The organism is Apilactobacillus micheneri (assembly GCF_006493595.1).
Classification (GTDB): domain Bacteria; phylum Bacillota; class Bacilli; order Lactobacillales; family Lactobacillaceae; genus Apilactobacillus; species Apilactobacillus micheneri.
Window position 1 is genome coordinate 338779 of record NZ_QUBI01000002.1, and the last position, 17857, is coordinate 356635.

17 protein-coding genes, 21 tRNA genes, 2 rRNA genes and 1 pseudogene are annotated in these 17857 nt (G+C 30.3%); 3 read left to right on the plus strand and 38 right to left on the minus strand.

Annotated features, from left to right (window positions below; translation table 11 throughout):
• Nucleotides 1-28: 28 nt before the first annotated feature.
• The 5 genes from mraY to DY123_RS07710 form a co-directional block, all read right to left on the minus strand.
• Nucleotides 29-985 (minus strand): phospho-N-acetylmuramoyl-pentapeptide-transferase, encoded by a 957-nt coding sequence (gene mraY / locus DY123_RS03510; protein WP_140924204.1) that lies wholly within the window; start codon nt 983-985, stop codon nt 29-31.
• A 21-nt stretch (nt 986-1006) separates the two neighbouring features.
• Nucleotides 1007-3166, minus strand: coding sequence for a penicillin-binding transpeptidase domain-containing protein (locus DY123_RS03515; protein WP_140924206.1), 2160 nt, complete (start codon nt 3164-3166; stop codon nt 1007-1009).
• Nucleotides 3163-3531, minus strand: a complete 369-nt coding sequence (gene ftsL, locus DY123_RS03520; protein ID WP_140936399.1) for a cell division protein FtsL — start codon at nt 3529-3531, stop codon at nt 3163-3165. Before ftsL ends, DY123_RS03515 begins: the two co-directional genes overlap by 4 nt.
• A gap of 20 nt (nt 3532-3551) precedes the next feature.
• Nucleotides 3552-4499 carry a 16S rRNA (cytosine(1402)-N(4))-methyltransferase RsmH gene (gene rsmH / locus DY123_RS03525; RefSeq protein WP_140924207.1) on the minus strand — a complete coding sequence of 316 codons (948 nt, stop codon included), beginning with the start codon at nt 4497-4499 and terminating at the stop codon, nt 3552-3554.
• Nucleotides 4500-4663: 164 nt separating this feature from the next.
• Nucleotides 4664-5047: a DUF3397 family protein gene (locus DY123_RS07710; RefSeq protein WP_140924209.1), complete on the minus strand. Its 384-nt coding sequence runs from the start codon at nt 5045-5047 to the stop codon at nt 4664-4666.
• Between the two features lie 87 nt (nt 5048-5134).
• Between DY123_RS07710 and DY123_RS03535 the strand changes: the two genes are divergently transcribed.
• Nucleotides 5135-5251: a DUF4044 domain-containing protein gene (locus tag DY123_RS03535; RefSeq protein WP_105964773.1), complete on the plus strand. Its 117-nt coding sequence runs from the start codon at nt 5135-5137 to the stop codon at nt 5249-5251.
• A 49-nt stretch (nt 5252-5300) separates the two neighbouring features.
• Here DY123_RS03535 and DY123_RS03540 read toward each other — a convergent pair whose 3' ends face one another.
• The 6 genes from DY123_RS03540 to yjbM all read right to left on the minus strand — a co-directional run bounded on the left by DY123_RS03540 (nt 5301) and on the right by yjbM (nt 11475).
• A complete protein-coding gene (locus DY123_RS03540) occupies nt 5301-7667 on the minus strand; it encodes a DNA translocase FtsK (protein WP_404799061.1) in 2367 nt (788 codons plus the stop codon).
• Between the two features lie 22 nt (nt 7668-7689).
• A complete protein-coding gene (locus DY123_RS03545) occupies nt 7690-8202 on the minus strand; it encodes a tRNA (cytidine(34)-2'-O)-methyltransferase (RefSeq protein WP_105964774.1) in 513 nt (170 codons plus the stop codon).
• 17 nt (nt 8203-8219) lie between these two features.
• Nucleotides 8220-9071 (minus strand): methyltransferase domain-containing protein, encoded by an 852-nt coding sequence (locus DY123_RS03550; RefSeq protein ID WP_108982446.1) that lies wholly within the window; start codon nt 9069-9071, stop codon nt 8220-8222.
• A gap of 91 nt (nt 9072-9162) precedes the next feature.
• Nucleotides 9163-10044: an RluA family pseudouridine synthase gene (locus DY123_RS03555; RefSeq protein ID WP_108982447.1), complete on the minus strand. Its 882-nt coding sequence runs from the start codon at nt 10042-10044 to the stop codon at nt 9163-9165.
• A complete protein-coding gene (locus DY123_RS03560) occupies nt 10037-10846 on the minus strand; it encodes an NAD kinase (RefSeq protein WP_105964777.1) in 810 nt (269 codons plus the stop codon). The genes DY123_RS03555 and DY123_RS03560 overlap by 8 nt, the downstream gene beginning before the upstream one ends.
• Nucleotides 10847-10848: 2 nt before the next feature.
• A complete protein-coding gene (gene yjbM, locus DY123_RS03565; protein ID WP_105964778.1) occupies nt 10849-11475 on the minus strand; it encodes a GTP diphosphokinase in 627 nt (208 codons plus the stop codon).
• Between the two features lie 172 nt (nt 11476-11647).
• On the opposite strand from yjbM, the gene DY123_RS03570 reads away from it, so the two are divergent.
• Nucleotides 11648-12289 (plus strand): DsbA family protein, encoded by a 642-nt coding sequence (locus DY123_RS03570; protein WP_165807735.1) that lies wholly within the window; start codon nt 11648-11650, stop codon nt 12287-12289.
• Nucleotides 12290-12308: 19 nt separating this feature from the next.
• Here DY123_RS03570 and DY123_RS07770 read toward each other — a convergent pair whose 3' ends face one another.
• The 4 genes and pseudogenes from DY123_RS07770 to DY123_RS03585 all read right to left on the minus strand — a co-directional run bounded on the left by DY123_RS07770 (nt 12309) and on the right by DY123_RS03585 (nt 15097).
• A complete protein-coding gene (locus DY123_RS07770; RefSeq protein WP_225426748.1) occupies nt 12309-12815 on the minus strand; it encodes a hypothetical protein in 507 nt (168 codons plus the stop codon).
• A pseudogene (locus DY123_RS07775) lies at nt 12816-13373 on the minus strand (competence protein CoiA); the annotation flags it as partial.
• A gap of 55 nt (nt 13374-13428) precedes the next feature.
• The gene (locus DY123_RS03580) at nt 13429-14289 is read right to left on the minus strand and encodes an adaptor protein MecA (RefSeq protein ID WP_140936400.1); all 861 of its coding nucleotides are present in this window, start codon (nt 14287-14289) and stop codon (nt 13429-13431) included.
• Nucleotides 14290-14356: 67 nt separating this feature from the next.
• The gene (locus DY123_RS03585; protein WP_140936401.1) at nt 14357-15097 is read right to left on the minus strand and encodes an MBL fold metallo-hydrolase; all 741 of its coding nucleotides are present in this window, start codon (nt 15095-15097) and stop codon (nt 14357-14359) included.
• A gap of 88 nt (nt 15098-15185) precedes the next feature.
• Here DY123_RS03585 and DY123_RS03590 point away from each other — a divergent pair, with 88 nt between their 5' ends.
• Entirely contained in the window at nt 15186-15641 is a 456-nt protein-coding gene (locus tag DY123_RS03590; protein WP_140924213.1) for a hypothetical protein, read from the plus strand.
• Between the two features lie 35 nt (nt 15642-15676).
• On the opposite strand, the gene DY123_RS03595 is transcribed toward DY123_RS03590, so the two are convergent.
• The 23 genes from DY123_RS03595 to DY123_RS03705 all read right to left on the minus strand — a co-directional run.
• Nucleotides 15677-15764: transfer RNA gene (locus tag DY123_RS03595), tRNA-Ser, on the minus strand.
• 11 nt (nt 15765-15775) lie between these two features.
• Nucleotides 15776-15848, minus strand: a tRNA-Glu gene (locus DY123_RS03600).
• 52 nt (nt 15849-15900) lie between these two features.
• Nucleotides 15901-15975 (minus strand) — tRNA-Asp (locus DY123_RS03605).
• A 4-nt stretch (nt 15976-15979) separates the two neighbouring features.
• Nucleotides 15980-16053 (minus strand) — tRNA-Met (locus DY123_RS03610).
• A 13-nt stretch (nt 16054-16066) separates the two neighbouring features.
• Nucleotides 16067-16139: transfer RNA gene (locus DY123_RS03615), tRNA-Glu, on the minus strand.
• Nucleotides 16140-16143: 4 nt separating this feature from the next.
• A tRNA-Ser gene (locus DY123_RS03620) sits at nt 16144-16231 on the minus strand.
• Between the two features lie 4 nt (nt 16232-16235).
• A tRNA-Ile gene (locus DY123_RS03625) sits at nt 16236-16310 on the minus strand.
• 8 nt (nt 16311-16318) lie between these two features.
• Nucleotides 16319-16389, minus strand: a tRNA-Gly gene (locus DY123_RS03630).
• Nucleotides 16390-16408: 19 nt separating this feature from the next.
• Nucleotides 16409-16481: transfer RNA gene (locus DY123_RS03635), tRNA-Phe, on the minus strand.
• Nucleotides 16482-16490: 9 nt separating this feature from the next.
• Nucleotides 16491-16565, minus strand: a tRNA-Asp gene (locus DY123_RS03640).
• Nucleotides 16566-16569: 4 nt separating this feature from the next.
• Nucleotides 16570-16643 (minus strand) — tRNA-Met (locus DY123_RS03645).
• A 6-nt stretch (nt 16644-16649) separates the two neighbouring features.
• A tRNA-Ser gene (locus DY123_RS03650) sits at nt 16650-16737 on the minus strand.
• A gap of 31 nt (nt 16738-16768) precedes the next feature.
• Nucleotides 16769-16842, minus strand: a tRNA-Ile gene (locus DY123_RS03655).
• A gap of 10 nt (nt 16843-16852) precedes the next feature.
• Nucleotides 16853-16926, minus strand: a tRNA-Met gene (locus tag DY123_RS03660).
• Between the two features lie 35 nt (nt 16927-16961).
• Nucleotides 16962-17035: transfer RNA gene (locus DY123_RS03665), tRNA-Pro, on the minus strand.
• 5 nt (nt 17036-17040) lie between these two features.
• Nucleotides 17041-17114 (minus strand) — tRNA-Arg (locus DY123_RS03670).
• Between the two features lie 8 nt (nt 17115-17122).
• Nucleotides 17123-17208, minus strand: a tRNA-Leu gene (locus tag DY123_RS03675).
• Nucleotides 17209-17226: 18 nt separating this feature from the next.
• Nucleotides 17227-17298, minus strand: a tRNA-Gly gene (locus DY123_RS03680).
• Nucleotides 17299-17303: 5 nt separating this feature from the next.
• Nucleotides 17304-17376, minus strand: a tRNA-Thr gene (locus tag DY123_RS03685).
• Nucleotides 17377-17400: 24 nt separating this feature from the next.
• A tRNA-Lys gene (locus DY123_RS03690) sits at nt 17401-17473 on the minus strand.
• A 6-nt stretch (nt 17474-17479) separates the two neighbouring features.
• Nucleotides 17480-17552, minus strand: a tRNA-Val gene (locus DY123_RS03695).
• Between the two features lie 8 nt (nt 17553-17560).
• A 5S ribosomal RNA gene (rrf, locus tag DY123_RS03700) occupies nt 17561-17677 on the minus strand.
• Nucleotides 17678-17745: 68 nt separating this feature from the next.
• A 23S ribosomal RNA gene (locus DY123_RS03705) occupies nt 17746-17857 on the minus strand; the annotation flags it as partial.

Genomic DNA, 17857 nt, shown 5'->3' on the forward strand with positions numbered 1-17857 from the left:
ACCAAAAGCCCTTTCAATCATTAATATTTTAAATAATAAACATTATTCCAGTAATTGCTGTAAATAATGCGACTAACCAAAAAGTAATATCAATTTTCCATTCAGACCATCCTAACATTTCAAAATGATGATGAATTGGGGACATTAAAAATACCCTTTTACCAGTTAATTTAAATGAAGTAACTTGAATCATTACACTTAAAGTTTCAACAACAAAAACTAACCCAATCCAAATCAATGACAATTCATGATGTAAAAGAATTGATACAGCAGCTAGTGAACCTCCTAGGGCTAATGATCCCATATCGCCCATAAATATTTTTGCTGGTTTATGATTAAAAATTAAAAATGCTAGCAAACCACCAACAACTGCAAAACAGAAAATAGCAACATCGATTTGGCTTTGACAATATGCAATTATTCCATATGCTGCAAAAGAAATTATCGATAATCCTGCAACTAATCCATCTAAACCATCTGCTAAATTAACAGCATTAGAAAAACCGGTTAAATAAAAAATAACAAAAATTACATAAAACCAGCCCATGTTAATATCACCATAAAAAGGTATTCTTAAAGCCATAGGAAAATTTTGAGAATATACCCATGTAAATATAACTCCACCAACAATTTGGCCTAACAATTTTTGCCAAGCCTTTAGTCCTTCATTTTGTCTTCTGAATAATTTTATACTATCATCCCACATACCTAACAGGCCATATAGAAATAATATAAAAAGTAGAATTAAAATTGTTGGATTCAAATTATGCATGAATATTCCATTAACGATGCTTGCAATAATAATTGCAAGAATAAAAAGTAAACCACCCATTGTAGGAGTTCCTGATTTTTTTTCATGCCATCTAGGTCCTTCTTCTCTGATCATTTGACCTTCATGTTTACTTCGAAAATAACTAATCAAACTTGGCATAAATATTAATGTTATTAAAAAGCTTAAAATAGCTGGTAAAAAAATGTTTATCATAATATAAAATACATTCCATTTCTATTTAAATTTGACGCTTAATTTAGACATATCATAGATTGAACTATTTGGTAAAATACTTTGTTGATATGCATATCCATCACCATCTAAATCAACTGATATGCCAGCCATCCTACAATAAGTTGCAACGTCATACCTAGACCAACCCTTTAGATTAGCCATTTTTTTATCACCATTAGTTTGCAAAATGACAAGACGATTTTTATTTATTTTTTCATTTGAATCAACAGACTGATCCAATATTTTGTCACCATTACCAATCAAGATATATTTAACACCTGTTTTATTTAGTTTAGCTTTGGCTGCATCTGTACTTACATTATGAAGATCTGGTATTTCAATATTATTTTCTTCATTTGAATTAACATTTTCTTCAAGTGCTAAACGCATAACTGGATTAAATATTTGTGACATCAATTGAGAAGCAGTTTTACCTGCTGGTAATTTAGGTTGTTTCATAGTTAGATATAAAATATATTTTGGATTATCAGCTGGAGCAATCCCTGCAACTGAATATAGATAGCTATCATCTCCAGAAGCATAACCTGCTTTACCATCACTAACTTGAGCAGTACCAGTCTTAGCAGCAATTTTATATCCTGGAATTTTATAATCAGCACCAATTCCATATGGTTTATAAACAACATCTTCCATATGTTTTATAACTTTTTTAGAAGTATCTGCTTTAATTGGATTGCCAACAACTTCCGGAGCAAAAGATTTGATGGTCTTCTTATTTTTTGGATTTACAATTTTAGATATAAATCTAGGTTGTAACATTTTACCATCATTGGCAATCGATGTTAGTCCACGAATCATTTGTAAAGCGTTCACTTGAATTCCTTGTCCAAAGGCAGTATTAGCCTGTTCAATTGGATATTGGAATTGTAAACCACCAGTTTCTTCTCCAGGAAAACCAGTGTTAGATGATTGGAAGAATTTAAATCTGTCCATATATTTACGCCATGTTTTTGGTCCCATATTTTGTTCCAAATGAGCCATAGCAACGTTACTAGAAAGAGCAAATCCTTTATCAAAATTGATAACTCCCCAACCATTAGTGTTCCAATCAGGTACTAACTTTCCATCAATGAAGTATTTACCAGATGCATAAGTAGCATTTCCATTATAATTTCCACTATCAATAGAAGATGCCATTGTAAATACTTTCATAGTTGATCCTGGTTCATAAGAATCTTGAACCAAAGTATTTCTCCAAATTTTATCTAACCCTTGTTTGGTTGTTGCATTAAATGTAGGTCTTTGCGTAGCTGCTAATATATTACCAGTTTTAGCATTAGCAAGTACGGCATTCATCGTCGAAGGATGCGCTTGCTTATAAACACTATTCATTTCAGTTTCTAATAATGATTGAAGTCTATAATCTAAAGTAGTATAAACATCATCACCATTTTTTACTTTTTTGTTTTTATTATTCTTATCTGGAATCTTAACTCCAGAATTACTTAATTGTTCTTGACTAAAGCCATCTTTACCAGTTAAAAGATTATTATATATTTTTTCAATCCCCATTTGTCCGATAAGGCTAGTATTTCCAATTTTATTAGTCTCAGAAGATGCATATCCTATAATGTGAGAAGCAAATTCTCCATTAGGATAGATTCTAGATGGTTGTTGAATAAAGCCCATTCCATTCAACTTATGTGCTTCTAATTTTTGCTTAGTAATAAGCGATATATTTGAACCAGCACTTCCAAACTCTACTTGAAAAGTATTATTTTTTGGTGTTAGATCTTTGTATGCGTTCTTATAGGAAATAGGTATAATTGATGAAATCGTTTTGGCAAATTTCTTTTTGTCGGTAACATACATAGGCTTATTATTATTAGCCGTATCAATCTGATGCTTATCCAAAACAGCGTACAAAGTATATGTACTTGTGTCTTCAGCTAGAGGTTGACCATTAGCATCATAAATAGTCCCACGTTTAGCTGGAATAACACTACTTTGAGTATAAAGATTTCTGGCTAGCTGACTTAGATTAACTCCTTGAACATTTTTAAAAACGGCTATATAAGAAAATCTTAGACCAATACACAAAAAAACGCCCATACATAGCAATAATAAAAATTGTCCTATATGGCTACGATTTCTTTGGCGTTTTTTTAATTTAGGATTGTTATTCAATTTCTTACTCATTTGTTTACATTCCTTACATTTTTATTAGACAAAGAAAGATTGGCTTTTTTAGCAACAGATTGAAGCCTATTACCACTTTCTAATTCCCCAATTTCTTGCTTTAAATAATTATTATCAGAGTTAACCTTATTTAAAGAATTTTCTACTGATTGCAAACTAGTCGAATGGTTACTTAAACTTATTTTTTCACCAACTAAACATAACATCAATGTAAATACAACTACACTTCCGGTAACCAAAAGCACCTTTTCAAATTTAGACAAAGAAAGACTAATTTTTTCTGTGCTGTTAATATTTTTCTTTTTATTGGTATTACCATTATAAAAATTATTATATTTCTTTCTGGCTAAATTATTTTGTGACATCCCAATTACTCTTTTCTATATTATTTACTTATCCTTTGTATTATTCTTAGTCTAGCACTATGCGAACGATGATTTTCTTTAAGTTCTTCATCACTAGGTAAAATAGGTTTTCTACTAACTAGTTTATAATCTGGTTCCATTTCTGGCGGAATGATAGGTAAGTTATGTGGTAAATCCATAATAGTAGTCTGTTCTTTAAACATATTTTTAACTAATCTATCCTCAAGTGATTGAAAAGTAATAACACATATTCTTCCATTAAATCCAATCAGTTTAATTGCATCTTCTAATGAGCTTTCCAATGAACCAAGCTCATCGTTAACAGCAATTCTTAATGCCTGGAAAACCTTTTTAGCAGGATGTCCACCATGTCTTCTAGCAGCAGCAGGAATTCCCTGTTTAATAATTTCTACTAATTCTTCAGTAGTATCAATGCTATGTCTTTCACGATTGTTTTCAATAGCTCTAGCAACTTGTTTTGAAAACTTTTCCTCACCATATCTAAAGAAAATTTTGACTAACTTATTATATGGCCATTCATTAACTATCTGCCAAGCATCTAATGAATTCCTTTGATCCATCCGCATGTCTAATCGAGCATTATGTTGATAACTAAAGCCACGACTTGCATCGTCAAATTGAGGTGATGAAACACCCAAATCATAAACAATACCATCAACAGAATAGATTCCTAATTCATTTAAATTCTTAGTAATATTTTTAAAATTATCTCTAATAAATGATAATTTGCCATTATCTATGTATTCTTTTAAATTTTCTTTATTATAGTCAATCGCAACTTGATCTTGATCAAATGAATACAAATGGCCTTTATCTAATTTTTCTAAAATTTTACGGCTATGTCCACCTCCACCTAATGTACAGTCAACATAAATGCCATCTGGATTAATATCTAATCCATCCACTGCCTCGTTAAGTAGTACCGTTTCATGATTAAATTTAACCATATAACTCACCTCTTTATTCTTTAATAAAATTTTTTATTGTTAATATTTTGTTTATATATAATATAAAGTTTACTTAATTAAATTTTAACACTCAAAAAGACTTTGTTCCACCACAATATCACTATTAATTATAATAAAAAAGCCATCTTAAAAAAGATGACTTTTTATAAGATTTGATATCCGTAAAAAATAATTGTACCAATCCAAGCAACAAACATGTATATAATACCCATTTTCCAGAATATTTTATAATATTTTAATATACTGGATTTTTGAAATCTAATTAAATAAAATATTCCAAATATGATACCTAAAATTAGCCAAAATATCAAAATTTGCGGTAAACAAGAAATTAAATGTTTGTCCAAAGATATTTGGTATATATATAATCCAAAAATAAATGGAAATAAATCACTTGAATTAAAATTAGCTGGAAAATATTTGCCAAAGGATTTTTTAATCGCATTAAAAACCAGAGATATTATAAAAATTAAGATTGATTGAAATAATATTAATGCTAAAAACTTAAAAGGACCGATTATATTCAACTCCTCTCATATTATTAATTGAATTTGCAATATAAAGATATCAAATGTAAACTTGATAATATATATTTTAAGAAAGTGGTGCAATTAATGGCTAAAAAGAAAAAATCTAGATTTCAAATCATTACAATGATTTTCGTTTGGATCATGATTATTTCCACTTTAGGTGGATTAGTTCTAGGTTCATTATACACAGTGCTACAATAAAAATTTAATAAATAAAAAATGGAATCATTATAATGGTTCCATTTTTTATTTAATCAGAATCATCATTTGATTGCTTATAAACTTGTCGTGGCTTGCTACCCTCTTGAGGTCCAATATAACCACGTTGTTCTAAATCATCTATAATCCTAGCAGCTCTATTATAGCCAATTCTAAAATTACGTTGTAATAATGAAGTACTTGCTTTTTGCTCATGAATAACAAATTTTAAAGCATCACCAAATAATTCATCTTGATCTTCAACCTCTTCTTCTTTTTTAATATCTTCATCAGAAACCATCATTGAATCATCATAATCTGCAGTTTGCTGTTCTTTTATATAATCAACAACATTTTCAACATCATCATCTGAAATGAAAGCCCCTTGAATACGAACTGGTTTGTTTTTGTCCACAGGTAGATATAACATATCACCACGTCCAAGTAGCTTTTCAGCACCATTTGTATCAATAATAGTTCTTGAATCAACACCACTAGAAACAGCAAATGCTATCCTAGATGGCACATTAGATTTAATTAAACCAGTAATAACATCTACTGAGGGACGTTGAGTAGCTAATATCATATGAATACCAGCAGCACGCCCCATTTGAGCTAATCTAATGATTGCACTTTCCACTTCATTAGAAACAGTCATCATCAAATCAGCCAATTCATCAACTACTACCACAATATATGGTAATGTTTGACGGTCTCCACCATCTTCTTTGTTTAATTTTTTAACATATTTATTATAACTACTTATTTTTCTTTGATTATTTTTAGCAAATAAATCATATCTATTTTCCATTTCAGTAACAACTTTATTCAATGATCTTGCTGCTTTTTTGGGTTCAGAAACAACTGGTGTTAATAAATGAGGAATCCCATTGTATACACCTAGTTCAACTTTTTTAGGATCAATAAGCATCATTTTAACTTCGCTAGGCTTAGCATTTAATAAGATGCTAGTAATAATTCCATTAATAGCAACAGATTTACCACTCCCAGTAGATCCTGCAATTAATAGGTGCGGTAGCTTAGTTAAATCAGTAGATATAACATCCCCATTAACATTTCTTCCTAAAGGAACACTCAGTAAACTATGATTTTTATCTTGAGAATCTACAACATCTTTAAAAGACACTGTTGAAACATTTTTATTAGGAACTTCAATTCCTATCAAAGATTTTCCAGGAATAGGCGCTTCAATTCTAATATCTTTAGCGGCAAGGGCCAATGCCAAATCATCAGCCAAATTAACAATTTTACTAACTTTTACACCAATTGCAGGATGAAGTTCATATTCAGTTACCGATGGTCCTAAACTAACATTCTTTATCTCTGCATCAACGCCAAAACTATTAAGCGTTTTTTTCAATATAACAGTATTTTTATCGATGGCCTTATACTCGTCAGATTGATCAGTTTGTTTAATTTCAGATAATAGATTAGACGATGGTAAATCATATTCTTCGTCGTTAGTTTCACTATTATTTTCTATAATAGGATCATCAAAATTATCTTTTTGTTTATTAATAACATCAGAAACTTTTTCAGATTTTTTATTATCATTATTATATTCACTAGCTAATTTGTAATCTTTATCATTGTCTTTAAAATCATCACTTGGTTCTTCAATATTTTCTTTTTTGGATACAGATTTTGTATCTTTCTTTGATGAATCCATCCAACCAGATAATTTAGGCTTAGGAGTCTTATTATCTGGCTTTAAATTTTTATCATCAGTATCTTCTTTAACTTGTTTTTTATTATTTATATCATGAACCTTTTTACCTATTTTTTGTGAAGATTCACCTATTTTTTCTGATAATTTTTCTGAATGCTTTTGAAATTTATCAAATATTTGATTCATTGATACGTTAAATGAAATCAAACCACCAATAATTATCATGATAATAGAAATAATTTCAGATCCTAGAATAGAAACTAAAAAGTTAAAAATCGTCAATAAGGAAGCTCCAATGATTCCACCACCAACAGAACTATTAGATTTCATTCCTATAAAGTCGTTAGAAATTATATTCAATGTTTGTCTAATAAAATCGCTGTTATTATATCCAGAAAAATAAAGTGCAGATAAAAACATTAATATACCTAAATATGTAACAATCACGCCTGATATAACTCTCTTATTTAAACTAAGATTGTTTCCTTTTATTAAAAATATGATGCCAGTAATTAAAGTAATTAAATAAAAAATAACAACACTGTCACCTACAAAGAAACGAAAAAAGTTATTAATAGTAATACCTAAAAATCCTAATTGTAAGTAGCTAAATAAACTAATAAATATCATAAATAAGCCAAATAAATAATTATTATATTTGTTATCAATTGAGAATAAATTTTTATTTGATCTTTTTGTATGCGAATTATTTTTTCGTTTTCTAGCCAAATATATTACTCCTTTAAATTATTTATTTTAATTTGTCATGTTCATATTCATGACTTCTTTCTAAATTTGGAAAATCTTGTTGTCTAAGTGCTTCATAAATAACGATTGCACAAGTATTAGACAAATTAAGAGCTCTAATATGAGTATCATCTTGAGGTATACGAATAGCTTTATCACTATTTTTTCGCATAAATGGTTCAGGTAAACCTGTAGTTTCTTTGCCAAACATAAAGTAATTATTATAATTATCGTCTGAATAATCACAATCAGTATAATCTTTACTAGCAAATTTTGAAACTAAGTGTAATTTATCCTTATCACCTAATGTCTCCATAAATTCAGGTAAACTTTCATGATAATTAATATTAACTTTATTCCAATAGTCTAATCCAGCTCTTTTTAAGTGTTTATCGTCAACAGAGAATCCAAGTGGTTTGATTAAATCTAAAGTAGTATCAGTTCCTGCACAAGTTCTGGCAATATTACCTGTATTAGCAGGCATAAGTGGTTCAAATAAAACAATATGATTAGTCATTTATACTATCTCCTATATTAAAATTTATTATCTAATATTGTTACATCAACTGTAATTGAATTTAAATTCTCTATTTCATCTGTTTCTAAATTAATAGCATTTTTACCCCAATGCATAGGTGTCATTAAAATCATATCTTGTCTAATACTTTTAGGTAAAGCAAAAGTATATTTAACATTATGTTTAACAGCATTAGGATAGTGTTCCATAAATAAATCTAAAACTTTAGTATTATCATAATCTTGCTTTTTATGATCATCTTTATACAATTTTCTTCTCAACTCAATTAAATAATTAGAATTAGGAATCACTTTTATTAAGTGACCATCTTTTTTGATAATTCGATTAAATTCTTCATAAGAAGATGGAGAAAACATATCCATAACAACTGAAATACTTTTATCATTAAATGGTAATTGTGCTAAATCAGCAACACAATAAAATAAATTTTTGCTTAATTCACTAGTTGATAAATTAACCCCTGGTTTTGATATATCAAAACCAATTGCACTATCTTCATTGTTTCTATTTTCCTCAAGTTTTTTTATAGGAGTTCCTTCACCACTACCAATATCTAAAATGGTTTGTTTCCCACTAGGTATTAAATCAGATATTTTATTGATAATACCATCAAATAATCCTGCATTAATCAATTTTCTTCTAGAAACTAACATTTTCTTATCATATTCAGTGTTAACTTTATGATTGATAAAATATAAAGTTCCTTTTTTAGATATATCCATAGAATGGTTATTAGGACAAACAATAGAAAAATCATTGATTTTTTTATAACCTTTACCACATGTAGGGCATTTAAATAAATTAATATTGTCTGATAAAAATTGCTTAGCAATTTCTATTTTTTTCATAATTAAATCTCCTTCTATTCAATATTATAGTATATCATATAAGCAAAATTTTAATATAGACAACAATAAAAGCTCCTTTATAAAGGAGCTTTTATTTAATAATTTTTTTCATATCTTCTGGTAATGGTGCATCACACTCAACATATTTATCAACAAACGGATTATAAAAAATGGTTTTATAGCAATGTAAAGCTTGTCTATTCATAATGTGATTATCAGGATTATATAGCCAATCACCAATTAAAGGGTGCCCAATTGCTTTACAGTGAACTCTAATTTGATGAGTCCTTCCTGTATGTAATTTAACTTTAAGCACGCTTAAACCATTTATCCTTTTATTAACCCAAAATTCTGTCCTAGACATCTTTCCACCATCACTAATGGTTCGTTTAACAAATGAATCATTTTGTCTACCAATAGGTAAATTAATATCAACATGTTTAGAGTAAATATTACCCTGTACAATAGCAATATAATATTTTTGAATACTGTCATCTTTAAATTGTTTATCTAACACTGAGTGTGCAAAATGATGCTTTGCAAAAATGACTAGGCCACTAGTATCCATGTCCAATCGATTAACAATATGTATTTTTTGATTTTCATATTGTTTTCTTTGAAAATACCCCTTAACACGATTAACTAATGTATCATCAGTGTAAATTCTTGAAGGAATTGACGGTACTCCTGCTGGCTTATTAACTACCAAAAAATGTTCATCTTCATAAATAATGTCTATGGGTAAATTAGAAACATTAAAGTAATCACCACTAATTTCAGGAGGCAAAATTAATTTAATTTTGTCATTATTTTTTAACATGAAATTAGCGTATCTTTCACTATTGTTTACAAACATCATCCCACCGTGAAACTTAACTTGTTTTAGTAATGTTCTAGTGACACCCTTAGACCCAAGAAAAGTTCTTAACCTTATTGGTTCAATGTTATGGTTCACCCAATTAAATTCAGTCATTATCATGTACCCCAATAAACGAATTGCTTACTCTTTTCCAAAAATGAGTATGTCGATATTGAGCAAAATAAATTCGATCATTTGAAATGGAATAAGTAATAGATTGAATTGGTCTATTTTGAACTACCAATTGATCACAAGTCAAAATATTATGATATGGATTATCAGGAATAATTGTGATCCATTCATCGGGAGGAATAATAATTGGAGAACCTAACGTCCTAAAAACCCTATTATTTATAGAAGCCATTTCAGAAACTTGAACAGCATCAAATTCAGGACTAATAATTGCTCCACCTACTGACTTATTATATGCAGTAGATCCAGTTGGAGTAGCAACACATAATCCGTCACCTCTAAATTTCTCAAAAAATTCATTCTTAATATTTATGTCAGTAACCATAGTTCCATTTATTCTTTTAAGCGTTGATTCATTTAAGGCAACCATACTATCAGATGGTCCACCATCTTTATAATTAATATTTATAGACAATAGTGGATAACTAACACTTTGACCATTATCATTTTCTAAACTATCTACCAATTGTTGAACTTCATAGTCTCTCCAATCGGTATAAAATCCTAAATGCCCAGTATGAATTCCAACAAATCTAATATTATTAATTGAATCATTATAATGATGAAATGCAGATAATAATGTACCATCACCACCAACAGATATTACAATTTGAGGATTTAATCCATCATATTGTAATTTTGAGGAATTATCAATTTTCTCTTTTAGTTGACTTGCAACTTCATTAGAAGTTGAACCATCATTACTATATATTGAAACTCTCATTATTAATCATCCCTATTATTTTTGTGGTTTTCAGATTGTTTTTCAATTAGTTCATCGCGAATTTCTGACATACCTTCATCTAATTTAAATGCAGTTTCGGCCGATTCCTGTAGACGTTTTTTTAATTCTTCTGGAAAAACACCATTATATTTATAATTTAAAGAATGTTCAACCGTTGCCCAGAAGTTCATAGCTAAAGTTCTGACTTGAATTTCCGATAATATCTTATGTTCTCCAGTTGACATTTCAACTGGATATTCAAAGACAATATGATATGAACGATAACCACTAGATTTTTCTTTATTAACATAGTCACGTTCTTCTAAAATATTTATATCTGTTCTTTTACGCAAAATATCTACTACTTGGTAAATATCTTCAACAAAAGGACACATTATCCTTAAACCGGCAATATCTTCCATGTCTTGAGATAAGCGATCTTCAGATATATACCTTCGATTCATTTTTTCTTTAATACTTGATACAGGCTTAACACGACCAGTAACAAACTCTACTGGACTTCTTTTACCAAATTGCAAGAATTCTTTTCTTATTCCTCGTAATTTTATTTTAAGTTCCCCTACTGCTTGTTCATAAGGAAATAAAAAATGTTCCCAATTTTTTACCACTAGGAAAACCTCCTCTATTTAAGCCATTCATTGAATTATTTTACCATAATTTAATATAAGTAAAAAATTTATATATATAAAAGCAAAATTATTGTAATTAGTAAATAATTTGGTATGCTAAGTGTTGTATATATTTGTAAAGATGTTTTGATTATTTGAGGGAGGTAAAATTTTGTTTGAAATATTTCTTTTTGTAGATCCTTTATGCAAAGAATGCGAAAAGTCAGAAAAAACTGTCTTAAAGTTATCAAAAGATATTGATTCAAAATTTAAGATTCAATTCATTCCTATATATAACCTAAAAGTAATCCAAACTGATTTTTGTCATTCGAATAATAAAATAAAAAAAGTATTATCTTCAAATGAATTGTATAATTTATATCATGATGTAGTTTTAGATTATAAAGCAGCATTATTCCAAGGTATGAAAAATGGAAAATCATTTTTCATGGATATGCAAAATAAAATCTTAGATCAAGGTATAAAATATACAGACAGTTTGTCATTAGAAACAGCTAAAGAACATAATTTAGATATACCAATGTTTGAAGAAGATCGTAGATCTAGTCTTGCTAAAAATACTGTGGAAGAAGATCAAAAGATTGTTAAAAACATGAAAATTAAAAAACCCGCTTCTGCTGTTATATTTAATTGTAATAAACCAAATAGTGGTGTTTTAACCAGTAATGTTTGCTATTCTGGACTATTTGATGCTTGTTGCAATCAGGATTTAACAAAAGATAGTTTAAAAGATATGATGAAAGAATCTCAAAAAAAATCAGTCAAAAATTCTGGATTTCATATAGTTAAGTAAAGACCTTTTTATTTAAATTTTAAAGGTCTTTTTTATTTTGAATATTTTCTCTGTCTAAATAATCTTTAAACCATATGGGATCTTTTAATAAATGAATAATATTGCTTTCAATTTTAATAATATTTTCATTAACCAGAATATTAATAAAAGTTTTAAATTCATGTTTATAAAAAATATTTATATTTTCTATTAAAGGAAATGTAAACTTAAACAAAGTTTTGAATAAATATTCCAAATTAATTCCATCTTCAATGTTATTTAAACAAATAATTTTCCATAAAAAGAATTTATTATCAAAAATTGGGTAAGAAAAATACTTTTCGTTACATAATAATGGAGCTCCATCAATATTATGACCTTTTAAATAAAAATCATTTTGAAGATTAAGAATTGTTTTGTTTCCTAATATCATATTTTTTCTAAAATTTCTTAATAAATAATTGATTCGTCTTAGATTATTATTGTATTGCAATAAAGCTTGTCTACTTTTTATAAAAGATAAAAGTTCTTTGAATGAATATATCATTTTAGATTGATAATTGATTATTCCATTTATTTCTAAACAATTGTATCTAATTTCTACATAACCACTATTGTGCAAGAATAAAATATAAAAACCAATGTTAAAAGAATAATAAAAAAATTTAGTAGTGTTTTTACTACTAAATTTTTTTCTATAATTTTGTCCTAGTATCCATAATGAATGTATTCCTAAACTTTTATAGCCATTAATTCTTTCAAGAAGTCTTTTTTTAGTTATGGGACTACATTGAAACTCAAATGCTATTTTATTATTAATGAGATCTGGCTTTTGATTAATTTTAGTAATAAAACATTCAATTTTCGTGCTGTTATTATTAATAAATTTAAATAAATTTATTTTTCCAGTTAAATGTTCATCCGTTTCATGTTCACCAAGATTGGGACAATCGTTATTTTTAGAGTGAGCAAAATGACTTATCTTTTCAGTACCTCTTTTTAAAATAACTACTGATTTACATATTGGACAAAGATATTTTTTGTTTTTAGATGAATTAATAGCTAAAACTAATTGATTATTATAAATTGCTGTTAATATTTTTATCGCCCTATTATTTTATATACGCAAAAAGCCAGCAGAAAAATCTACTGGCTTTAAATTATGCAAAGTATTTTTTTATTGTTTGTAATGCACTAATTGAAATCATTAATTTACCATTATCTTCCAAATTAGATAAAGAAATATTACTCTTTGATGAATATTCCAGTGCTACCGCAACATCTCTTTGAAAAACAAGAGCATCGTCTTCGTTATAACCTTCTGGTAACGACATATATAAATAATAACTACCTTCATATTTGTATAAATATGTTTCTGGCATATTATTATTTAAGGCTTTAGATAAACTAACCAAATCATCAAATGAATTCAATTTAAGGACAATATTATTAACCATATGATTAGATGGCTTACTATTTTTATCCATACCTTTTGCAGCATTAACTAATTGAGATATAGAACTGTTGACCATATGATTTTCATTCTTACCTTCTAATTCATCAACCTTGTTTTTTAGTGTTTTTAAATAATTTAATATATTGTTTTTACTTTCATCGGTTAATGATAGTTTACTAAATTCGTCAATTTTGTTTTTGATATTATTACTTATACCTTCTAAAGAAGGATCTTCAAACTTTTTATCTTTATCAGTAATTTCAGAAAGTTTTTCTTTGCTAATTTTACCACTGGATAAATTATTTTTATCAATATCATTTTCACTTAAATGATTGTTTTTGATAAACATTTCCAATCCAGATTTATTAGGAACTACCTGAAATGTAACAGCAGAAGTATCTTTAAATTCTTTGTCAGCATCAATTTCTTCTAAGATTCCATACAAAAAAGACTCAATACGATCTTCATCACCAAGTAAAGATAATACATCAACTCCACGTTCAGACAATTCGTCATTACTTATCATAACTTTGATTGTATCTTCATTTATACGTTGCATTTCCATAATTAGGCACACCTCTTCTACATATAAATTTTATATCATATTGTTACTATAAGTAAACAATATTAACTTAAATATTAAATTGTAACCCTAACTTAGCAATCTTTACGTTTATATTAGAACCAGCTTCAGCTCTTGTTTCATATAATAACTGATTAAGGCTACCATATTGTGGTAGATGACTAATGATAACATTTTTAGCATTAGATTGCTTGGCTAAATATCCAGATTCTTCAGAAGTCATATGCCATTTAGTTCCTTGCTTATTTTTATAAAAATTAGTATCAGTAATTAATAAATCAGCATTCTTACAAAAATTAATTAAGCCATCAAAGTATTTTGTATCAGCAGTAAAGACAAATATTTTATTAGTGCTTTTCTCAATGATTTTAACCGCATAAGCAGAAACTGGATGTTGAGTTTTCATAAATTCAATTAACAATGGTCCTAAATTTAATGTATCATTTTCATGATATGGAATACCTTTTGTGTCATCATTCCAAGTAAGTCCATCAAAATTTATTTTGTCATCTATATTTCCATAAATCGGAAGAGTATTTTCTTTTCTATTTTCAGAATGCAATTGCCAATAATATTCTAGAACTCCAACATCAGCTTTATGATCATGATGATAATGTGATAATAAAACTGCATCTAATCGTAAAGGATCCAAGTATTTTTCTAGTTCTAATAAAACGCCACTGCCACAATCTAACAATAAATTAAAATTTCCACTTTGAACTAAATAACCGCTAGTTCCAACTCCATCGTATGGATATCCACCATAATATCCTAATATTCTAATCTTCATATTTTAACTCCTCTTACTTGTTTAAATATACTTTTAGTGTAAATATATAAATGTAGTTTGTAAAACATTTAACAACTAGGAGCAAATAATGACAAATAACATAAAAGTAACTTTTGGCAGTAAAAATATTCTTGAAAAAATATCTAATAATCACCCTGATAGAAAATTATCAATTTTTAAGTCAATGAATACTTATGGTCAATATCAAATAATAGATGAGAGTAACAAGCCCTCAATATTTCATAATACAATTAAATATATAATTATTTTAGAAAAAAGCACTAATAATATAAGTAATTTTATTAATTATCTTTATTTTAATTTAGATAAAAACAACGAAAAAATATTTAATTCAAAACTAAAGGAATTAAGTAATAATATAAACTTAAATATCAATTCAGTTAAACTTTTGCAAGAAGTTTCGGGTAAAAAGCAATTGATAATTATGACTGAATGGAATAATGCTTTAGACTTCAGTAAATGGTTTAATAAATGTAATATAAAGGATTTAAGTAATATGTCGCTGAGTTACAAAAAAGAGTAGATACATATTTATATGTATCTACTCTTTTATTATTAAGGAGAATGAGAGATTCGAACTCTCGCGTGGTTTGACCCACCTAGCGGTTTTCAAGACCGCCCCCTTCAGCCACTTGGGTAATTCTCCATATAAATAAATGACCCGTACGGGATTCGAACCCATGTTACTGCCGTGAAAGGGCAGTGTCTTAAACCACTTGACCAACGGGTCTAAAAAATTTAAAACAAAAAAGATTATCCATAAGGATGATCTTTTATAAATACGGTTCGTACGAGACTCGAACTCGTGACCTCCTGCGTGACAGGCAGGCGTCCTAAACCAACTAGACCAACGAACCATAATTGCGGGAGATGGATTTGAACCAACGACCTCCGGGTTATGAGCCCGACGAGCTACCAGACTGCTCTATCCCGCGATAATATAAATGATGACCCGTACGGGATTCGAACCCATGTTACTGCCGTGAAAGGGCAGTGTCTTAAACCACTTGACCAACGGGTCGCAACGGAGAAGGAGAGATTCGAACTCTCGCGCCGGAAAACCGACCTACACCCTTAGCAGGGGCGCCTCTTCAGCCACTTGAGTACTTCTCCAAAATGGGCCTAAATGGACTCGAACCATCGACCTCACGCTTATCAGGCGTGCGCTCTCAACCAACTGAGCTATAGGCCCATTACAAAAGCGGGTAACGAGAATCGAACTCGCGACAATAGCTTGGAAGGCTATGGTTTTACCACTAAACTATACCCGCATAATAATATTTGAATAAATGGCGCGGGACAGAATCGAACTGCCGACACACGGAGCTTCAATCCGTTGCTCTACCAACTGAGCTACCGAGCCATATTAAAGCGGTTCGTACGAGACTCGAACTCGTGACCTCCTGCGTGACAGGCAGGCGTCCTAAACCAACTAGACCAACGAACCATAATTGCGGGAGATGGATTTGAACCAACGACCTCCGGGTTATGAGCCCGACGAGCTACCAGACTGCTCTATCCCGCGATAATAAGGAGAATGAGAGATTCGAACTCTCGCGTGGTTTGACCCACCTAGCGGTTTTCAAGACCGCCCCCTTCAGCCACTTGGGTAATTCTCCATGTAAATAATAAAATCAAAGACCCATCATATGGACCTTGTAGGACTCGAACCTACGACCGGACGGTTATGAGCCGTCTGCTCTAACCAACTGAGCTAAAGGTCCAAGCCCTAAATCGCGGCGGAGGGGATCGAACCCCCGACCTCCCGGGTATGAACCGGACGCTCTAGCCAGCTGAGCTACACCGCGAAACACAATTAAAAACAAGAGCACTTTGACCCTAATCGGGAAGACAGGATTCGAACCTGCGACCCCCTGGTCCCAAACCAGGTGCTCTACCAAGCTGAGCTACTTCCCGAAATATGCACCCAGTAGGACTCGAACCTACAACCTTCTGATTCGTAGTCAGACACTCTATCCAGTTGCGCTATGGGTGCAATATAAATGCCGAGGACCGGGATCGAACCGGTACGGTTATTACTAACCGCAGGATTTTAAGTCCTGTGCGTCTGCCAATTCCGCCACCCCGGCATATTAATGAATTGACAAAGCGGAAGACGGGATTCGAACCCGCGACCCCCACCATGGCAAGGTGATGTTCTACCACTGAACTACTTCCGCATAAATGCCGACTAGAGGATTCGAACCTCCGACCCCCTGTTTACAAGACAGATGCTCTGCCAGCTGAGCTAAGTCGGCATAAATAAAAACTATTTAGTTTTATGAGCCGTGGCAGGTTCGAACTGCCGACCCTCTGATTAAAAGTCAGATGCTCTACCAGCTGAGCTAACGGCTCGATATATGGAGGATACAGGGCTCGAACCTGTGACCTCCTGCTTGTAAGGCAGATGCTCTCCCAACTGAGCTAATCCTCCATAATATAGCGCGGCAACTTCCTACCCTTGCAAGAGGCGATCCTCTAACTACTCTCGGCGTTTAGAAGCTTAACTGCTGTGTTCGGCATGGGAACAGGTGTATCCTTCTAGCTATCGCCACCACACTATTTATCTGAAAGAACTTCGTTCTTTCAAAACTAGATATTATTATTTCTTTAGAGAACAACCTTACTTGGTTAAGTCCTCGACCAATTAGTACTAGTCCGCTCCATACATTGCTGCACTTCCACTTCTAGCCTATCTACCTAATCATCTCTTAGGGGTCTTACTTCCATAAAGGAATG

Excerpts from the sequence above, each read along its gene's own strand:
- DY123_RS03585 (WP_140936401.1), bottom strand. The coding sequence starts at position 15,097 with ATGAAGATTAGAATATTAGGATATTATGGTGGATATCCATACGATGGA.
- DY123_RS03580 (WP_140936400.1), bottom strand. The coding sequence starts at position 14,289 with ATGGAAATGCAACGTATAAATGAAGATACAATCAAAGTTATGATAAGT.
- DY123_RS03545 (WP_105964774.1), bottom strand. The coding sequence starts at position 8,202 with ATGACTAATCATATTGTTTTATTTGAACCACTTATGCCTGCTAATACA.
- mraY (WP_140924204.1), bottom strand. The coding sequence starts at position 985 with ATGATAAACATTTTTTTACCAGCTATTTTAAGCTTTTTAATAACATTA.
- DY123_RS03560 (WP_105964777.1), bottom strand. The coding sequence starts at position 10,846 with ATGAGAGTTTCAATATATAGTAATGATGGTTCAACTTCTAATGAAGTT.
- DY123_RS03535 (WP_105964773.1), top strand. The coding sequence starts at position 5,135 with ATGGCTAAAAAGAAAAAATCTAGATTTCAAATCATTACAATGATTTTC.
- ftsL (WP_140936399.1), bottom strand. The coding sequence starts at position 3,531 with ATGTCACAAAATAATTTAGCCAGAAAGAAATATAATAATTTTTATAAT.
- rsmH (WP_140924207.1), bottom strand. The coding sequence starts at position 4,499 with ATGGTTAAATTTAATCATGAAACGGTACTACTTAACGAGGCAGTGGAT.
- DY123_RS03555 (WP_108982447.1), bottom strand. The coding sequence starts at position 10,044 with ATGACTGAATTTAATTGGGTGAACCATAACATTGAACCAATAAGGTTA.
- DY123_RS03515 (WP_140924206.1), bottom strand. The coding sequence starts at position 3,166 with ATGAGTAAGAAATTGAATAACAATCCTAAATTAAAAAAACGCCAAAGA.
- DY123_RS03550 (WP_108982446.1), bottom strand. The coding sequence starts at position 9,071 with ATGAAAAAAATAGAAATTGCTAAGCAATTTTTATCAGACAATATTAAT.
- DY123_RS07770 (WP_225426748.1), bottom strand. The coding sequence starts at position 12,815 with ATGATATATTCATTCAAAGAACTTTTATCTTTTATAAAAAGTAGACAA.
- DY123_RS03590 (WP_140924213.1), top strand. The coding sequence starts at position 15,186 with ATGACAAATAACATAAAAGTAACTTTTGGCAGTAAAAATATTCTTGAA.